Below are 16515 nucleotides of genomic sequence, written 5' to 3' on the forward strand. Positions count from 1 at the left end.
GGCGGACGCCCGCCGGTCCGGGCCGGTCCGGGCCGGTCCGGGCCGGGCCCGCGGCCCTCGGGCGATCCCTCGGTGGACGCCGCCTAAATCGCCGGCGCGCGTCCGGCGGCGGCGGGATGATGCGCAATGTCCGGGACACCCAGTGAGGGAGCTGTGATGACCGACGTCGCATCCGAAGCCGGGTCCCACCCGCACGTCCGCGTGGCGGGCGGGGCGCTGCGCGGCACCCGCGAGGAGGGCGTGGCGGTCTTCCGCGGCATCCCCTTCGCCGAACCACCGGTGGGCCCGCTGCGGTTCGCCGCACCGAGGCGCGCACGGAGGTGGGACGGGGTGCGGCCCGCGGTGTCGTACGGTCCGCCGCCCCCGCAGGGCGGCCATTTCGGCATGGACGTGCTGGCCCGGGACGCGGCGGGCGACGACTGGCTCACGGTCAACGTCTGGTCGCCCGAGCCGGGCCCGGGCGCCGGGCTCCCGGTGATGGTGTGGATCCAGGGCGGCGCCTACTCGATCGGCATGTCGGGTCTTCCCGAGTACGACGGCGGCCGCCTGGCGCGTGACGGCGGAGTCGTCGTCGTGACCTTCAACTACCGGGTCGGCCCGGAGGGGTTCGGGCAGATCGAGGGCACGCCCGCCAACCGGGGCCTGCTGGACCAGGTCGCCGCCCTGGAATGGGTGCGCGACAACATCCGGGCCTTCGGCGGCGACCCGGGCCGCGTCACCGTCTTCGGCCAGTCGGCCGGCGCCGGGTCGATCGCCGCGCTGCTCGCGATGCCGCGGGCGGCCGGGCTGTTCGGCCGGGCCGTCGCGCAGAGCGTGCCGGCCACCTTCTTCTCGCCGGAACTCGCCGCCGACATCGCCGCCGCCTGCGCCGCCGAGCTGGGCCTGAGGCCCACCGCGACCGCGCTGTCCGGGGTCGACCCCGCCCGGCTGTCCGCCGCGGCCGACCGGGTCGCTTCCGCGATGGACAGGTGGGCCGACCGCTGGGGCCCGGCCGCGCACCGGGCGATCCCCTTCTCACCGGTCGTCGACGGCGAGATCCTGCCCACCACCCCGTGGCAGGCCCTGGCGGACGGCGCCGGCCGGGACGTCGACCTCCTCGTCGGCCACACCCGCGACGAGACGCGGCTGCTCACCGCGCTCGACGGACTGCTCGGGCAGATCACCCCGGAGCAGGCGGCCAGGGCCCTGCACGCCTACGGCCCGGGCCGGGACGCCGCACACCGCTACCGCGAGGCCTTCCCGACCGCGAGCCCCGACGAGCTGTACGAGCTGGTCGGCTCCGACTGGCTGTTCCGCATGCCGTCCTTGCACCTCGCCCAGGCCCAGACCGCCGCCGGCGGGCGCGCCCACGTCTACGAGCTGACCTGGTCCGCCCCGGGCATGGGCGGCGCCCTCGGCGCCTGCCACGGCCTCGACGTGCCGCTGGTCTTCGGCAACCTGGAGCACGGCCAACCGGCCGCGCTCATCGGCGAGAAGCCGTTCCCGGAGGCGGAGGAGGTGTCCGCGCGCATGCGGCGAGCCTGGACGGAGTTCGCCGCCCACGGCGACCCCGGCTGGCCCGCGTACGGCAGCGCTCAGCGCCTCGTGCGGCTCTTCGACACCCGACCGGCCCTCACCGCCTACCCGGAGGAGGCCTCCCGGCTGATCTGGCAGGACCACACCTTCCCGGCCCTGCCGCTGCTCGCCGAGGCCGACCAGGCCGTCTAGCGCGGGTCCAGCGCCAGCTGGACCACTCGGCCCTCGCGCAGGACCAGGAGGTCCGGGGCCTCGTTCTCGTAGTGGCGGATGCGGCCGACCGGGCCCGGCGGGCGGATGTGGGGGGCCAGGAGCAGCAGGAGGTCCTCCACGTCGGGGAGCTGCTCCTCGTGGACCTCCTGGCGGGTCGTCAGGGCCCAGCCGCCGCGCTCCGCCGGTCCGAACTCGCCGACGAGCATGCCGCCGACGCGCCACGCCGAGCCGCGGCCCGACAGGAGTCCGTCCGGCGACGCGAGCTGACGCCGGACCTCCGCGAGCACGGCCTCCGGTGTGCCGTCGAGTAGGTCGAACGCCAGGTCCAGGGCGTAGAGATCAGCCATGCCCCCGATGCTACGGGTCCCGCGGGGACCGCCGACAAACAGGTCGCCCGGCATGATCGGCTCCGGTAGTGTGCGCCCACCCGTGCGAGCCACCGCCGTCTCCACCCGCCGAAGACCCGTTGGAGACATCCGGTGACCGTCGCCGCACCCGCCCTCGAGGCCGTTCCCCGTCGTTCCCCCCGCGCCTGGCTCGCCGACCTGCCCGTGCTGGCCGTCGCCGTCGTCTGGGGCGGCAGCTACCTCGCGGCCAAGGGCATCACCACCACCCACACCGTCATCGCCGTGCTCGTGCTGCGGTTCGCGCTGGTCCTGCCCGTGCTCGTCGTCGCCGGCTGGACGCGGCTGCGCGCGCTGCGCCCCGCCCAGCTGCGCGGCGCCGGGCTGCTGGGCCTCGTACTCGGCGGGATCTTCCTCCTGGAGACCTACGGGGTCGTCCACACCTCCGCCACCAACGCCGGGCTGATCATCAGCCTGACGATGATCTTCACCCCGCTCGCCGAAGCGGCCGTCAGGAGGCAGGCGCCCTCCCTCGGATTCCTCGGCGCCGCCGCCGTCTCCGTCGCCGGGGTCGTGCTCCTCACCCAGGGCGCCGGCTTCACCGCGCCCAGCACCGGTGACCTGCTCATCCTCGGCGCCGCCCTCGCCCGGACCCTGCACGTCCTGCTCATGGCCCGCATCGAGGCCGTCCAGGACGCCGACTCGCTGTCCCTGACCACCGTGCAGCTCGGCGCCGCCGTTCTCGTCTTCGCCCTGCTGGCCGCCGTCCCCGGCACCGGCGACAGCCCCTGGGCCGCCGCCGCCGACTTCGGGCCCGCCGAGTGGGCCGGGCTCGCCTTCCTCTCCGTCTTCTGCACCCTCTTCGCCTTCTTCGTGCAGATGTGGGCCGTACGCCGCACCTCGCCCTCCCGCGTCAGCCTGCTGCTGGGCACCGAGCCGCTGTGGGCCGCCGTCGCCGGCATCGCCGTCGGAGGGGAGGAGCTGGGCGCCCTCGGCTACGCCGGCGCCCTCCTGGTCCTCGGGGGCACCGCCTGGGGCCGTCGTGCCGTGCTCCCCGCCGCCGGCACCTCCTGAGCGTGTCCGGAAAGCGCCGCAGCCGACATTGATCACCCGTCGTACTGTGGCCCCGTGCCCCCCTTACAGAGCCGGCAGGTCCGGGAGCTCCTCCAGCCGCACCCGGCGCCGCTCCCTGCGCGAGAGCTCGCAGGCCTCCGCGATCCGGAAGGCCGCCAGCGCCTCCCGGCCGTCGCACGGATTGGGTCCCTCGCCCCGCACCAGCTGGACGAAGGCCGCCAGCTCGGCCTCGTAGGCCGGGGCGAACCGTTCCAGGAAGCCCGTCCACGGCTTGCTCGCAGCGGGCGGGCCGTGCGGTTCGGTGGAGGCGATCGGCGTCCGGTCGTCCAGCCCGACGGAGACCTGGTCGAGCTCCCCGGCCAGCTCCATCCGCACGTCGTACCCGGCGCCGTTGCACCGCGTGCCGGTGGCCGTGACCAGGGTGCCGTCGTCCAGCGTCAGCACGGCCGCCGCCGTGTCGATGTCGCCCGTCTCGCGGAACAGGGCCGGACCGGCGTCCGAACCGGCCGCGTACACCTCGACCACCTCGCGCCCGGTCACCCAGCGGATCATGTCGAAGTCGTGCACCAGGCAGTCCCGGTACAGCCCGCCGGAGGTCGCCAGGTACCCGGCCGCCGGCGGCGCCGGATCGCCCGTCGTCGTCCGGACGGTGTGCAGCCGCCCCAACGCGCCCGAACGGACCCGCTCCCGGGCCGTGCCGTAGCCCGCGTCGAAGCGCCGCATGAAGCCCACCTGGAGCAGTCCGCCCGAGGCCGCGACCTCCCGCAGCGCCGCGAGGGTCCGGTTCAGGTCAGGGGCCAGCGGCTTCTCGCAGAACACCGGCAGCCCGCCACGGATCGCCCGTACGACGAGATCCGCGTGCGCCTCGGTCGCCGACGCCACCACCACCGCGTCCACGCCCCAGGTGAAGACCTGCTCCACGGAGGGCGCGGCGGTGGCCCCGAGCCGGTCGGCGAGGCGCGCCGCCCGCGCGGGATCGGCGTCCGCGAGCAGGAGCGAGCCCGCCTCTGGATGACGGGCCAGTGCCGCCGCGTGGAAGGACCCGATCCGGCCCGTTCCGATCAGCCCGATGCGCATGCACTCAACCTGACCCTGTCGGCGGAACCTGTCAATCCGCCCGCGCATGTCAACCTGGCCGGGCGTGCCCCGATGACCCTTCATGGTCGACTGTGGCGGATACTGAACGGCTGGACCGAAATGGAGCCGGAATGACCGGATTGGTGACCGGCTCGAGGACGGACCGAATTGGTGACGAGGGAAGGGCGCGGCGACGTGGCTAGGGTTCGGACAGGGGTACGCGTCGTGGGCGCCGTGCTCGCGGCGGTACTGGGGGCCTCGCTCGCGGGCTGCAGCACTACGGGCGGCAAGCGCGCCGAGGAGCGCGCGAGGGCCGCCGAGGCGGGCCGACCCGCCGTCTCCACGCCGCGCTGGACCTTCGCGATGGTCACCCACGCGGGCGACGGCGACACCTTCTGGGACATCGTGCAGAAGGGCGCCAAGGAGGCCGCGGCGAAGGACAACATCAACTTCGTCTACGCCCACGACGACCAGGCCCAGCAGCAGGCGCAGTTCGTGCAGAACGCGATCGACCAGAAGGTCGACGGGATCGTCGTCAGCCTGGCCAAGCCCGAGGCCCTCAAGGACGTCCTCGCCAAGGCCGCCAAGGCCGGCATCCCGGTGATCACGGTCAACTCCGGCTCCGCCCAGTCCGCCGAGTACGGGGCGCTGACCCACATCGGCCAGGACGAGGCGATCGCCGGCGAGGCCGTCGGCACCGAGCTGAACCGGCGCGGCAGGAAGCGGGCCGTCTGCGTCCTGCACGAGCAGGGCAACGTGGGCCACGAGCAGCGCTGCGCCGGGGTGAAGAAGACCTTCTCCGGCACCATGGAGAACCTCTACGTCGAGGGCACCAACATGCCCTCCGTCCAGGCCGCGATCCAGGCGCAGCTCCAGGCGGACCCGTCCATCGACGCGATCGTCACCCTCGGCGCGCCCTTCGCGCCCACCGCGATCAAGGCCAAGGACGCGGCCGGCAGCAAGGCCGAGGTCGACACCTTCGACCTCAACGCCTCGGTCGCCCGCGACCTGAAGTCCGGCGCCCTCGGTTTCGCCGTCGACCAGCAGCCCTACCTCCAGGGCTACGAGGCCATCGACCTGCTCTGGCTCTACCGCTACAACGCCAACGTGCTCGGCGGCGGCCGGCCGGTGCTCACCGGCCCGCAGATCGTCACCGCGGACGAGGCCGCCAAGCTCGAGGAGTACATCAAGAGGGGCAGCCGATGAGCACGGCCGCACCCGCCGACGGGCTCGACGAACGGCTCGCCCCCACCTCGGCCCTGCGCAAGCTGCTCGGCCGCCCCGAGCTGGGCTCGGTGGTCGGCGCCGTCGCCGTCTTCGTCTTCTTCTCCATCGCCGCCCCCAGCTTCCTGCAGGCCTCCAGCCTCAGCACGGTCCTGTACTCGGCCTCCACCATCGGGATCATGGCCGCCCCCGTGGCCCTGCTGATGATCGGCGGCGAGTTCGACCTCTCCGCGGGTGTCATGGTCACCACCTCGGCGCTGGTGAGCTCGATGTTCAGCTACCAGATGACCGCGAACGTCTGGGTCGGCGTCGGCGTGTCCCTGCTGGTCACCCTGGCCATCGGCTTCTTCAACGGGTTCATGCTGACCCGCACGAAGCTGCCCAGCTTCATCATCACGCTCGGCACCTTCCTGATGCTGACGGGCCTGAACCTGGGCTTCACCAAGCTGATCACCGGCACGGTCTCCACCAAGACCATCGCCGACATGGAGGGCTTCACCTCCGCCCGCGCCCTCTTCGCCTCGCAGTGGAACATCGGCTCGGTCACCCTCAAGGTCACCATCCTGTGGTGGTTCGTCATCGTCGCCGTCGCCACCTGGATCCTGCTGCGCACCCGCGCCGGTAACTGGATCTTCGCCGTCGGCGGCGGCGCGGACGCGGCCCGCGCCACCGGCGTGCCCGTCGTGAAGACCCGGATCGGGCTCTACATGGGCGTCGCCCTGTGCGCCTGGATCTCCGGACAGCACATCCTCTTCTCGTTCGACGTGGTCCAGTCGGGCGAGGGCGTCGGCAACGAGTTCCTCTACATCATCGCGGCCGTCATCGGCGGCTGTCTGATGACCGGCGGCTACGGCTCCGCCATCGGCTCGGCGATCGGCGCCTTCATCTTCGGCATGACCAGCAACGGCATCGTGTACGCCCAGTGGAACCCGGACTGGTTCAAGTTCTTCCTGGGCGCGATGCTCCTGCTGGCCACGCTGCTCAACGCATGGGTCCGCAAGCGGGCGGAGGCAAGCAAGTGATCGCGACCGACAAGAGCACCACCACGACCGCGCCCGGGGCGGACGCCGCCTTGGTGAAGCTGACCGACGTCAGCAAGTTCTACGGGAACATCCGCGCCCTGCGGGAGGTCTCCCTGGAGGTCTCGGCGGGCGAGATCACCTGTGTCCTCGGCGACAACGGCGCCGGGAAGTCCACCCTCATCAAGATCATCGCGGGGCTGCACCGGCACGACGCCGGCACCTTCGAGATCGAGGGGGAGGAGACCGTCCTCGCCAACCCCCGCGCGGCCCTCGACCACGGCATCGCCACCGTCTACCAGGACCTCGCCGTCGTCCCGCTCATGCCCGTCTGGCGGAACTTCTTCCTCGGCTCCGAGCCCACCAAGGGCCGCGGCCCCCTGCGCCGCCTCGACGTGGACCTCATGCGCGAGACCACCCGCACCGAGCTGCTGCGCATGGGCATCGACCTGCGCGACGTGGACCAGCCCATCGGCACCCTGTCCGGCGGTGAACGCCAGTGCGTGGCCATCGCCCGCGCCGTGTACTTCGGAGCGAAGGTCCTCGTCCTCGACGAGCCCACCGCGGCCCTCGGCGTGAAGCAGTCCGGAGTGGTCCTCAAGTACGTCGCGGCCGCCCGGGACGCGGGCCTCGGCGTGGTCCTGATCACCCACAACCCGCACCACGCGTACCTGGTGGGGGACCGTTTCGTGCTCCTCAAGCGCGGCACCATGGCGGGCAGTCACACCCGCGACTCGATCACGCTCGACGAGCTCACCCGGCAGATGGCGGGCGGCTCCGAGCTGGACGAGCTGAGCCACGAACTGGAGCGAGTGGCAGAATCGGGGGCAGGCGCCCCACACGCCACGGCCGCGACGGACCGCGCAGCCGGTCGGAGCGGCCCGGCCGACGACGCCGACCGGACCCCCCGAACCACCGCACCGAAGAGGGACGACACGACTCGATGAGCACGTACCGGGATTTCGCGCTCACCCACCGGGGGTCGGCGCGAGGCACCGTCCTGCGGACCATCGGGACCCGGGAGCGCCGGTCGCACCTGACGGCCCCGCGCGTCCCCACGGTCGGCATCGACATCGGCGGCACCAAGGTGATGGCCGGCGTCGTCGACGCCGACGGGATCATCCTGGAGAAGATCCGCACGGAGACCCCGGACAAGTCCAAGAGCCCCAAGGTCGTCGAGGACACGATCGTCGAGCTGGTGCTGGACCTGTCCGACCGGCACGACGTGCACGCGGTCGGCATCGGGGCGGCCGGCTGGGTCGACGCCGACCGCTCCCGCGTGCTGTTCGCACCCCACCTGGCCTGGCGCGACGAGCCCCTCCGTGACGCGCTCCAGTCCCGGCTCGCGGTGCCGGTCATGGTCGACAACGATGCCAACACCGCCGCCTGGGCGGAATGGCGCTTCGGCGCCGGTCGAGGCGAGGACCACCTCGTCATGATCACGCTCGGTACCGGCATCGGCGGGGCCATCCTCGAAGGCGGCCAGGTCAAGCGCGGCCGGTACGGGGTCGCGGGCGAATTCGGCCATATGCAGGTCGTTCCCGGCGGCCACCGCTGCCCCTGCGGCAACCGCGGCTGCTGGGAGCAGTACAGCTCCGGCAACGCCCTGGTCCGCGAGGCCCGCGAGCTGGCCGCCGCGGACTCGCCGGTCGCGTACAACATCATCGCCAAGGTCGGCGGCAACGTCCACGAGATCACCGGACCGCTGATCACCGAGCTGGCCCGTGAGGGCGACGCCATGTGCGTCGAGCTGCTCCAGGACATCGGTCAGTGGCTGGGCGTCGGCATCGCCAACCTCGCCGCCGCCCTCGACCCGTCCTGCTTCGTCATCGGCGGCGGCGTCAGCGCGGCCGACGACCTGCTGATCGGCCCGGCCCGGGACGCCTTCCGGCGCCACCTCACCGGTCGCGGCTACCGCCCCGAGGCCCGTATCGCCAAGGCCCAGCTCGGGCCCGAGGCGGGCATGGTCGGCGCCGCCGACCTCGCCCGGCTCGTCGCCCGCCGCTTCCGCCGCGCCACCCGCCGCCGGGTCGAGCGCTACGAGCGGTACGAGCGCTACGCGCAGCAGCTGGGCCGGCGCGACCCCGCCGCCCCCGGCCCCGACGACCAGGACGCACAGTGAACCCGCCCACCCTGCCCCACCAGGCCTCCGCCCCCGATGCCGAAGGCACCCCGACGCCCACCGCCGAGGACCGCAGGCACGTCGTCAAGCGCCGCTGGATCACCGCGATCATCATCCTGCTGCTGGTCGGCGTACCCGCGGGCTACCTGGCGATCTCCACCCAGCAGAGCCGCGAGAGCGGCCGCGACAAGGCCGCCAAGGTCGGCGCGTCCCAGGTGCGCCCCGGCTGGCCCTCCAAGGTGCAGCGCAGCATCTACGAGGTCCCGGTCCCGGACAAGGCCTGGCGCGTCGGGTTCCTGGAGACCAACAACTGGCGCACCAGCCGGCTGTACGTCCAGTTCGCGGTCACCCCGCAGGACCTGGACGGCTTCCTGTCCTCCCTCGGCATCAGCCGCGAGGACCTGACCCCCGGAGTCTCCGTCTCCGCGCACGACACCTCGATCGCCGGCTGGCACTGGAAGCCGCAGACCCCGTGGCTGGGCACCACCCTGGAACAGGACGACCCGCGGCCCACCCGGGACATCACCGTCGACCTCACCGACCCCAAGGTCTCCAAGGTCTACCTGGTCTCCTCCACCACCCCGTGAGCCTCCTGAGCCCTTAGCCTTGGGATCATGAAGCTCACCAAGCGGCTGCATTCCTGCGTCCAGTTGGAGAAGGACGGGCGCACGCTCGTCATCGACCCGGGCGCCTTCAGCGAACCGGACGCGGGCCTGGGGGCGGACGCCCTGCTGGTCACGCACGAACACCCCGACCACTTCGAGGAGGGCCGGCTGCGGGCCGCCCTCGACGCAGATCCGGCGGTCCGGCTGTGGACCCTGCGCAGCGTCGCGGAGAAGCTCGCCCCCGCCTATCCGGGCCGGGTGCACACCGTCGGCCACGGCGACGCCTTCACCGCGGCCGGGTTCGAGGTCCAGGTGCACGGGGAGCTGCACGCGGTGATCCACCCGGACATTCCGCGCGTCACGAACGTCGGCTTCCTCGTGGAGGGTTCCCTCTTCCACCCTGGGGACGCGCTGACCGTGCCCGGAGTACCCGTCGAGACCCTGATGGTCCCGGTGCACGCCCCCTGGAACAAGGTCTCCGAGGTGATCGACTACCTCCGCGAGGTCAAGCCGCGCCGGGCCCTGGACATCCACGACGCCTACCTCTCCGACATCGCCCGGCCGATCTACGACAACGTCCTGGGCGCCCTCGGGGGCACCGACCACGGGCGACTCACCGCGGGGGACTCCGCCGAACTGTGACTGTCGGTGCCGGGCGGTAGGTTGGCACGTATGCGTATCGCCACCTTCAACGTCAACTCCATCACCGCCCGGCTGCCGCGCCTGCTGGCCTGGCTGGAGAGCTCCGGCACGGATGTCCTGTGCATCCAGGAGACCAAGTGCTCGGAGGCGCAGTTCCCCTACGCCGAGCTGCGCGAGCTGGGCTACGAATCGGCGGTCAACGCCACCGGCCGCTGGAACGGCGTGGCCCTGCTCTCCAAGGTCGGCCTGGAGGACGTGGTCCTCGGACTGCCCGGCGGGCCCGACTACGAGGGCGTCCAGGAGCCCCGCGCGATCTCCGCCACCTGCGGCGGGGTCCGGGTCTGGTCGGTGTACGTGCCGAACGGGCGCGAGGTCGAGCACGACCACTACGGCTACAAGCTGGACTGGTTCCGCTCCCTGGCCACGGCCGTCGCCGAGGACGCGGCCGGTCCGCGCCCCTTCGCGGTGCTCGGCGACTTCAACGTGGCCCCGACCGACGAGGACGTCTACGACCCGGCCGTCTTCGCGGGCCTCACCCACGTCACCCCCGCCGAGCGGGCCGCCCTGGAGGCGCTGCGCGCCGCCGGCCTCTCGGACGTGTTCCCGCGCGCGCTGAAGTACGACCGTCCCTACACCTTCTGGGACTACCGGATGCTCGCCTTCCCCAAGAACAAGGGCATGCGCATCGACCTGGTCTACGGGAACGAGGCCTTCACCAAGGCCGTCACCGACTCCTACGTCGACCGCGAGGAGCGCAAGGGCAAGGGCGCGTCCGACCACGCGCCCGTCGTCGTGGACCTGGACCTCGGCGCCTGAGGACGTCCGGACCGACGGATCCAGGCGCGCCCTGTGGTCAGCGGCGGATCCTGGTGCGACGCTGGGCGGTATGAACATCCCTTTCCTGGGCAACTGGCTGAACCGAAGCGAAACGGAACAGGGTGCGGGACTCGCCGCCGCCCTCGAGGACGACCCCGAGGGCGTCGCCGAGTTGTTCTCGGAGTGCGAGATGCTGCGCGTCCAGGCACGGGCGGCCGGGCTCGAACTCGATGAGAGCCAGGCCTCGTTGGAGGCACTGGACCAGCTGATGCCGCGCTGGCGGCGGGATCCCGAGGCGGTGCCCTGGCTCGGCAACGACGCAGGCTTCTACCTGGGGACCGTGATCATCCGGACCGTTCCGGGGGCCGCCTGGCTGGTGTGGCCCAACGGCCAGCCGGTGATCCGGCTGGCCTCGGGCCGGGAGCTGAACGTGATCGAGTCGGGGGTGTCCTGGGCGATGACCGGATCCCCCGAGCTCAGCCAGGCCTACGCGGAAGCCTCCGAGGGCTGACGTTCCGGCGTGTCGTGGCCCCCCTCCCGTGCGAAGTGCCCTTCCGCGCCTGGATAGTTTGCGCTGGCCTCGGCGCATCGCGACCGGGACCGGGAACGACACCGAGAACGACTCCGACAAGTGGGCAGGGCGCACATGGCCGTCGAACCGTTGATCGAGCTGCGGGACGTCAACAAGCACTTCGGTGCGCTGCACGTACTGCGGGACATCAACCTCACCGTCGGCCGCGGGGAGGTGGTGGTGGTCATCGGCCCCTCCGGTTCCGGCAAATCCACCCTGTGCCGGGCGATCAACCGACTGGAGACCGTCGAGTCGGGCACGATCCTGATCGACGGGGAGGCGCTGCCCGCAGAGGGCAAGGAGCTGGCCCGGCTGCGTGCCGAGGTGGGGATGGTGTTCCAGTCCTTCAACCTGTTCGCGCACAGGACCGTGCTCGCCAACGTCTCGCTCGCGCAGGTCAAGGTCCGCGGCCGCAAGCGGGGCGAGGCGGACCGGCGCTCCCGGGAGCTCCTGGAGCGGGTCGGCCTGGCCGACCAGGCCGAGAAGTTCCCGGCCCAGCTCTCCGGCGGTCAGCAGCAGCGCGTGGCGATCGCCCGCGCCCTCGCCATGAACCCCAAGGCCCTGCTCTTCGACGAGCCCACCTCGGCGCTCGACCCGGAGATGATCAATGAGGTGCTGGAGGTCATGCTGCAGCTCGCCCGCGAGGGCATGACCATGATCGTGGTCACCCACGAGATGGGCTTCGCCCGCTCCGCCGCGAACCGCGTGGTCTTCATGGCCGACGGACAGATCATCGAGGACCGCACCCCGGAGCAGTTCTTCACCGCCCCGGAGAGCGACCGGGCCAAGGACTTCCTCTCCAAGATCCTCAAGCACTGACGGCGTCGGGCACGGGTGCCGGGTGCCGCGTGCGGCTGCCGCCGGGCGGCTGCCGCCGGGCGGCCCGGCCCCGGCAGCAGCCGTGGATCACTGCTCGCGCAGCGGCACCGACACGTAGCTGGGATCGGTGCGCGGCGAGGAGAAGGTCAGCTGCGCGCCGATCGGGTTGTGCTCGATGTAGAGCGGGTCGACGGTGTCGACGACGAGGGCGAGCCGGTGGCCCGCGGGGACGTCGTAGGCGGTGGAGAACAGCTCCAGGTCCACGCCGAAGGCCTGGCCGGGGGCCTTGCCGTGGAAGGTGTACGGGGCGTTGCTGACGAGCTTGCCGATGCCGAGCGGGCCGACGTCGTAGAGGTACGCGACGAAGGTGCCGTCGCCCTTGGTGGGGGTGACGGTGGTGTGCAGCTTCGCGGTGCCGCGGATCCGGCGCGCCCGGTCGTAGCGCTCCGACTGCCAGACGGCCGCGAAGGCCCGGGGGAGGAGCGGGACGGAGGCGATCGGCGGCGCCTTGACGAACTGGTCGAGGGCGCTGGACAGGAGGAGGATGCCGCCGTTGGCGCCGGAGTCGACATTGGCGAAGAGGTGCTCGCTGTCGGAGAGCGCGAGCTTCTCGGTGCCCCCCGCGCCGACCGACTTCCAGTCGGCGTAGCCCTCGTACCCGTCGTCGCTACGGGACTTGATCTGTACCGGGGCCTCGGTGTCGACGCCGTTGCGCTCGCTCTTGAGGTAGCGGTCGAACCAGCGGTGCGCGTTGGTCCAGGTGTCGTTGGGGAGCCCGAGCAGGCCGGTGCCCTCGGCGGTGGCGTGGTCCCCGGGCCGGAACTCCAGACGCTTCGGGCCGGTCAGCCGCTCGTAGAACTTCGCGTACTGGTTGGGCGGGAAGATGGTGTCGCCCCAGGCGTTGCCGAGCATGATCGCGGCGCCGTTGGCGTTGATCCGGTCCACCTGCTCGGAGGCCGATCGCTGTCTGCCCCACTCGATCATCTCCTGCTCCCGGTCCAGCCGGGAGCCGAGGAAGTTGCCGAGCAGCGTCTTCAGTTCGGGTCCGGGGCGGCCGGTGAGGTATCCGGCGGCGCCGAGCATCGCGGCGGCCTGGAGGTGCTGGGTGCGACCGGAGTAGATGGACTCGATCAGGTCGGCCCAGCCACTCATCGCGACCACGGCCTTGACGCGCGGGTCGTGGGCGGAGGCCAGCAGGGTGATGCCGGCGGCGTACGAGACCCCGCCGAGGCCGATGCGGTCAGCGTCGGCGGGGGAGTTGGCGAGCGCCCAGTCGATGACCGCGCTGACGTCGGCGATGTCCGGCGGGCCGGCCACCTCGATGTCGCCGCCGGAGAGCCAGAAGCCGCGCGAGGTGTAACTGACCACGACGTAGCCGGAGTCGGCGAGCCTCTTGGCCTGGGCGATGTATTCGATCTGCGGCAGGCCCCAGCTGGTGGGCAGCACGATCAGCGGGTACTTGCGGCCGCTCGCGGCCCCGGCCGGGGTGAAGACGTTGCCCTTGAGGGTGATTCCGCCGGAGCCCGGGATGTCGTGGAAGCGCACCTGCGACGAGGCGTCGGCGGCGGCTGCCACGGTGGTGGCGGGCGCCGCCTGGGCCTGGTGGGGGGCCAGGCCCAGGGCGGTTGCCGCCAGCAGGGTCGCCACGGCCGCGGCGGTGGTGGTGCGGTGCATCTATCGCTCCTCGCGTACGCCGGGGTTGTCAAAGTGACCCGACGGTAACGGGAGCGAGTTACCCAAAGTAACCCGTGAGTAAGTTACGCACTGGTAACGATTGGGTGATAGAGGTGGACCGGCGGCCGCGGGGCGGCCGTCAGCCGTTCTGCGGGGTGCCGGACAGCGCGCTCTTGGCCTTCCACTGGTCCCAGGAGAGGTTCCACTCGCCGTAGCCGTTGCCGATGTCGGCGTTGCCCTTGGAGCCCTCGCCGACCACCTCGAAGGCGTCACCGATCTGCGACTGAGCGAAGAGCTCCTTGGCGTTGGCGTCGCTCATCCCCACGCAGCCGGAACTGCTGTTGGAGCGGCCGAAGTTGGCCTCGTTCCACGGGGCGGCGTGCGCGTACATGCCGGACCAGGTCAGCCGCATCGAGTAATCGACCATCTTGTCGTAGGCGTTGTCCAGGCCCACCGTCTGGGAGTCCATCCGGATGGTGCCCTCCTTCGACATGATCACCATCTTCCCGGACCAGGACGCCTTCTTGCCGCCCGGAGTGCCGGCCGAGATCGGGATCGTCTTCTGCGTCTGGCCGTCCTCCGTCACCGACAGCTTCTTGGTGTCGAGGCTGACCTGGACCCGGCGGTCCTTGCCGATCTTGAACTCGGTGTTGTAGTCACGGGCGAACATCCCCCCGCCCTTGCCGGAGTCCACGCCGTTCAGGTTCATCTCGACCTTCACGTCGGTGCCGGACTTCCAGTAGTCCTTGGGCCGCCAGTCGACGCGGTCGTTGCCGGAGTGGTCCTTGATCCAGCCCCAGGAGCCCTCGGTGTTGTCCGAGGTGGTGACCTTGAGCTGCTTCTCCACCTCGGCCTTGTTCGTCACCGGGTTGTCGAAGACGAGGGACACGGGCATCGCCACGCCCACCGTGCTGCCCTTGGTGATGTTGATCGAGACCTTGTTCACCTTGTCGGCGGCGCTGGTCTTGAACTGCGTCGTGGCGCTCTGGCTGTCGGTGTTCTGCGCCTCGACCTTGTACTCCGCACCGGCCGGGGCGTTGCGCTCCGAGGTCCAGCTCTTCCCGTCGTCGGCTATCTTCCCCGGCAGCTCCGCGCCCTTGGCGTCGGTCACCTTCACCTGGGCCAGCTTGCCCTCGGCGACGGTCACCGTCACCGGCTGGCCCGCCTTGACCTGATCGCCCGTGAGGTTCACCGAGACGGCCATGGCCGCCTTCGGCTTCGACTCGTCCTTGCCCTTGTCGTCGCCACCACCGTCACTCCCGCCCGAACAGGCGGTGAGCGCGGCGGCCAGAAGTGCGGTGCCCGCCATGGCGGTGCGGCGTATACGGCTCAACGAAGGGCCCTTTCCAGGAGCGGTGGGGAGTGACGTTCGCAAAAGGAGATGCCAACGACCCGACTTTAGGTTCCGTGATCGGCGGAAAACCTCGTCCCTTCTCTTGTGACGTCGACCGCAGCGAAACGGTCATCGTCCGGTCACAATCGCCGCGCACGGCGGTCACGGGCGGCTGTGAGAGTCCTGTGAGAGACCGTCAGGACGACAGGAAGGCCGTCTGCCGTGTGTGCACTGCTCGTGACCCCCGCCCAGCAGGACCATGACCAGGACCGGGAGCTCCGCGTGCGTGCCCTGTCCGTCTCGGAATACCAGACGTTCCTTTACCGCCACGGCGGAGCGAGCTTTCTCCAGTACCCGTCCTGGGCGCGCGTAAAGGACCTTTGGCGCTCGGAAAGGGTCGGTTGGCACTATCCGGACGGCCAGATTCAGGGGGCTGGTCTGGTTCTCTATCGGCAATTCCCCGGCACCCGGAAATACTTCGCCTACCTTCCCGAGGGCCCCGTCGCCGACTGGTCCGATCCGCACATCGACCGCTGGCTGACCCCGCTCATGCGCCACCTGCGCTCCGCCGGCGCCTTCGCCGTCCGCATCGGCCCCACCCCCGCCTACCGACGCTGGGACGCGGCCACCGTCAAGGCCGCCTCCGGGCCCGGCCGACAGATATCCGACGTGCTCGCCACCGAGGTCGACCCGGTGGGCGCCGCCCTCGCCGACCGGCTGCGCACCCGCGGCTGGACGCGGTGCGGCGGCGAGGACGACGGCGACGCCCAGCCCCGCCACGTCTTCCGCGTCCCGCTGGCCGGCCGCACCCTCGACGAGGTCTGGGCGGGCCTCAACCAGGAATGGCGGCGCAACGTACGCAAGGCCACGAAGTCCGGCGTGGAGACGGTCATCGGCACCTCCGCCGACCTGCCCGAGTTCTACCGCCTGCTGCGCATCACCGAGGAGCGCGACGGCTTCCGGCTCGGCCGCTCCCTCGCGTACTACGAGCAGCAGTACCAGGTCCTCAACGAGGAGGCGCCCGGCCGCATGCGGCTCTACCTGGGCGTCCACCAGGGCGAGATCCTCGCCGCCCACACGATGATCACCGCCGGGAAGCGGGTCTGGTACCAGACCGGCGCGTCCGCCGACCACCGCCGCGAGGTACGCCCCAGCAACGCCCTGCAGTGGCGCATGATGTGCGACGCCCACGCCCTGGGCGCGGAGGAGTACGACATGCGCGGGGTACCCTCCACCCTTGACCCCTCGGCGCGTTCGTACGGGCTGCTGCGCTGGAAGCTCGGCACCGGCGGACAGGTCGTCGAGACGCTGGGAGAGTGGGAGATACCGATGGACGGAGTCGCCAACACGGCGCTCTACAAGGCGTTCCAGGCCTACCTGGCCCGCCGGTGACGGCCACCGACACCGACAGCGGTACCAGAGCGGACGCCGCCCCGGCGAGCGCCGGCGCACCCTCGGGGAAGACCT

General features: G+C 71.5%; 16 protein-coding genes. 12 read left to right on the forward strand and 4 right to left on the reverse strand.

Annotated elements, in window-relative coordinates; all coding sequences use genetic code 11:
* The first annotated feature begins 156 nt into the window (after positions 1 to 156).
* A complete protein-coding gene (locus AB8A24_RS23435; protein ID WP_328960980.1) occupies positions 157 to 1707 on the forward strand; it encodes a carboxylesterase family protein in 1551 nt (516 codons plus the stop codon).
* On the opposite strand, the gene AB8A24_RS23440 is transcribed toward AB8A24_RS23435, so the two are convergent.
* Complete coding sequence (locus AB8A24_RS23440; protein ID WP_328960979.1) at positions 1704 to 2075, reverse strand: hypothetical protein; 372 nt, start codon at positions 2073 to 2075, stop codon at positions 1704 to 1706. The two genes, AB8A24_RS23435 and AB8A24_RS23440, sit on opposite strands and share 4 nt — an antisense overlap.
* A gap of 132 nt (positions 2076 to 2207) precedes the next feature.
* Here AB8A24_RS23440 and AB8A24_RS23445 point away from each other — a divergent pair, with 132 nt between their 5' ends.
* Complete coding sequence (locus AB8A24_RS23445) at positions 2208 to 3146, forward strand: DMT family transporter (protein ID WP_328960978.1); 939 nt, start codon at positions 2208 to 2210, stop codon at positions 3144 to 3146.
* A 63-nt stretch (positions 3147 to 3209) separates the two neighbouring features.
* Here AB8A24_RS23445 and AB8A24_RS23450 read toward each other — a convergent pair whose 3' ends face one another.
* The gene (locus AB8A24_RS23450) at positions 3210 to 4223 is read right to left on the reverse strand and encodes a Gfo/Idh/MocA family oxidoreductase (protein WP_328960977.1); all 1014 of its coding nucleotides are present in this window, start codon (positions 4221 to 4223) and stop codon (positions 3210 to 3212) included.
* A 225-nt stretch (positions 4224 to 4448) separates the two neighbouring features.
* Between AB8A24_RS23450 and AB8A24_RS23455 the strand changes: the two genes are divergently transcribed.
* The 9 genes from AB8A24_RS23455 (at position 4449) to AB8A24_RS23495 (ending at position 12041) form a co-directional block, all read left to right on the forward strand.
* Positions 4449 to 5429 (forward strand): substrate-binding domain-containing protein, encoded by a 981-nt coding sequence (locus tag AB8A24_RS23455; RefSeq protein WP_369477500.1) that lies wholly within the window; start codon positions 4449 to 4451, stop codon positions 5427 to 5429.
* Positions 5426 to 6469, forward strand: coding sequence for an ABC transporter permease (locus AB8A24_RS23460; RefSeq protein WP_369477501.1), 1044 nt, complete (start codon positions 5426 to 5428; stop codon positions 6467 to 6469). The genes AB8A24_RS23455 and AB8A24_RS23460 overlap by 4 nt, the downstream gene beginning before the upstream one ends.
* On the forward strand, positions 6436 to 7413 hold the full coding sequence (locus AB8A24_RS23465) for an ATP-binding cassette domain-containing protein (RefSeq protein ID WP_328960974.1): 978 nt from the start codon (positions 6436 to 6438) through the stop codon (positions 7411 to 7413). Before AB8A24_RS23460 ends, AB8A24_RS23465 begins: the two co-directional genes overlap by 34 nt.
* Positions 7410 to 8588: an ROK family glucokinase gene (locus tag AB8A24_RS23470; protein ID WP_266377588.1), complete on the forward strand. Its 1179-nt coding sequence runs from the start codon at positions 7410 to 7412 to the stop codon at positions 8586 to 8588. The genes AB8A24_RS23465 and AB8A24_RS23470 overlap by 4 nt, the downstream gene beginning before the upstream one ends.
* Positions 8585 to 9175, forward strand: coding sequence for a hypothetical protein (locus tag AB8A24_RS23475; protein WP_328960973.1), 591 nt, complete (start codon positions 8585 to 8587; stop codon positions 9173 to 9175). The genes AB8A24_RS23470 and AB8A24_RS23475 overlap by 4 nt, the downstream gene beginning before the upstream one ends.
* A gap of 27 nt (positions 9176 to 9202) precedes the next feature.
* Complete coding sequence (locus tag AB8A24_RS23480) at positions 9203 to 9835, forward strand: MBL fold metallo-hydrolase (RefSeq protein ID WP_328960972.1); 633 nt, start codon at positions 9203 to 9205, stop codon at positions 9833 to 9835.
* 30 nt (positions 9836 to 9865) lie between these two features.
* On the forward strand, positions 9866 to 10651 hold the full coding sequence (locus tag AB8A24_RS23485) for an exodeoxyribonuclease III (RefSeq protein ID WP_266377582.1): 786 nt from the start codon (positions 9866 to 9868) through the stop codon (positions 10649 to 10651).
* 70 nt (positions 10652 to 10721) lie between these two features.
* Positions 10722 to 11162: a DUF6278 family protein gene (locus AB8A24_RS23490; RefSeq protein WP_328960970.1), complete on the forward strand. Its 441-nt coding sequence runs from the start codon at positions 10722 to 10724 to the stop codon at positions 11160 to 11162.
* 135 nt (positions 11163 to 11297) lie between these two features.
* Positions 11298 to 12041 (forward strand): amino acid ABC transporter ATP-binding protein, encoded by a 744-nt coding sequence (locus AB8A24_RS23495; protein ID WP_328960969.1) that lies wholly within the window; start codon positions 11298 to 11300, stop codon positions 12039 to 12041.
* An 87-nt stretch (positions 12042 to 12128) separates the two neighbouring features.
* Here AB8A24_RS23495 and AB8A24_RS23500 read toward each other — a convergent pair whose 3' ends face one another.
* Positions 12129 to 13715: a CocE/NonD family hydrolase gene (locus AB8A24_RS23500; RefSeq protein WP_369477505.1), complete on the reverse strand. Its 1587-nt coding sequence runs from the start codon at positions 13713 to 13715 to the stop codon at positions 12129 to 12131.
* A gap of 139 nt (positions 13716 to 13854) precedes the next feature.
* Positions 13855 to 15024 carry an Ig-like domain-containing protein gene (locus AB8A24_RS23505; protein WP_369477519.1) on the reverse strand — a complete coding sequence of 390 codons (1170 nt, stop codon included), beginning with the start codon at positions 15022 to 15024 and terminating at the stop codon, positions 13855 to 13857.
* A gap of 306 nt (positions 15025 to 15330) precedes the next feature.
* On the opposite strand from AB8A24_RS23505, the gene AB8A24_RS23510 reads away from it, so the two are divergent.
* Positions 15331 to 16440 carry a peptidoglycan bridge formation glycyltransferase FemA/FemB family protein gene (locus AB8A24_RS23510; RefSeq protein ID WP_328965809.1) on the forward strand — a complete coding sequence of 370 codons (1110 nt, stop codon included), beginning with the start codon at positions 15331 to 15333 and terminating at the stop codon, positions 16438 to 16440.
* Positions 16441 to 16515 lie beyond the last annotated feature (75 nt).

Source organism: Streptomyces sp. BF23-19 (genome assembly GCF_041106355.1).
In the GTDB taxonomy this organism is placed as follows: Bacteria; Actinomycetota; Actinomycetes; order Streptomycetales; family Streptomycetaceae; genus Streptomyces; species Streptomyces virginiae_A.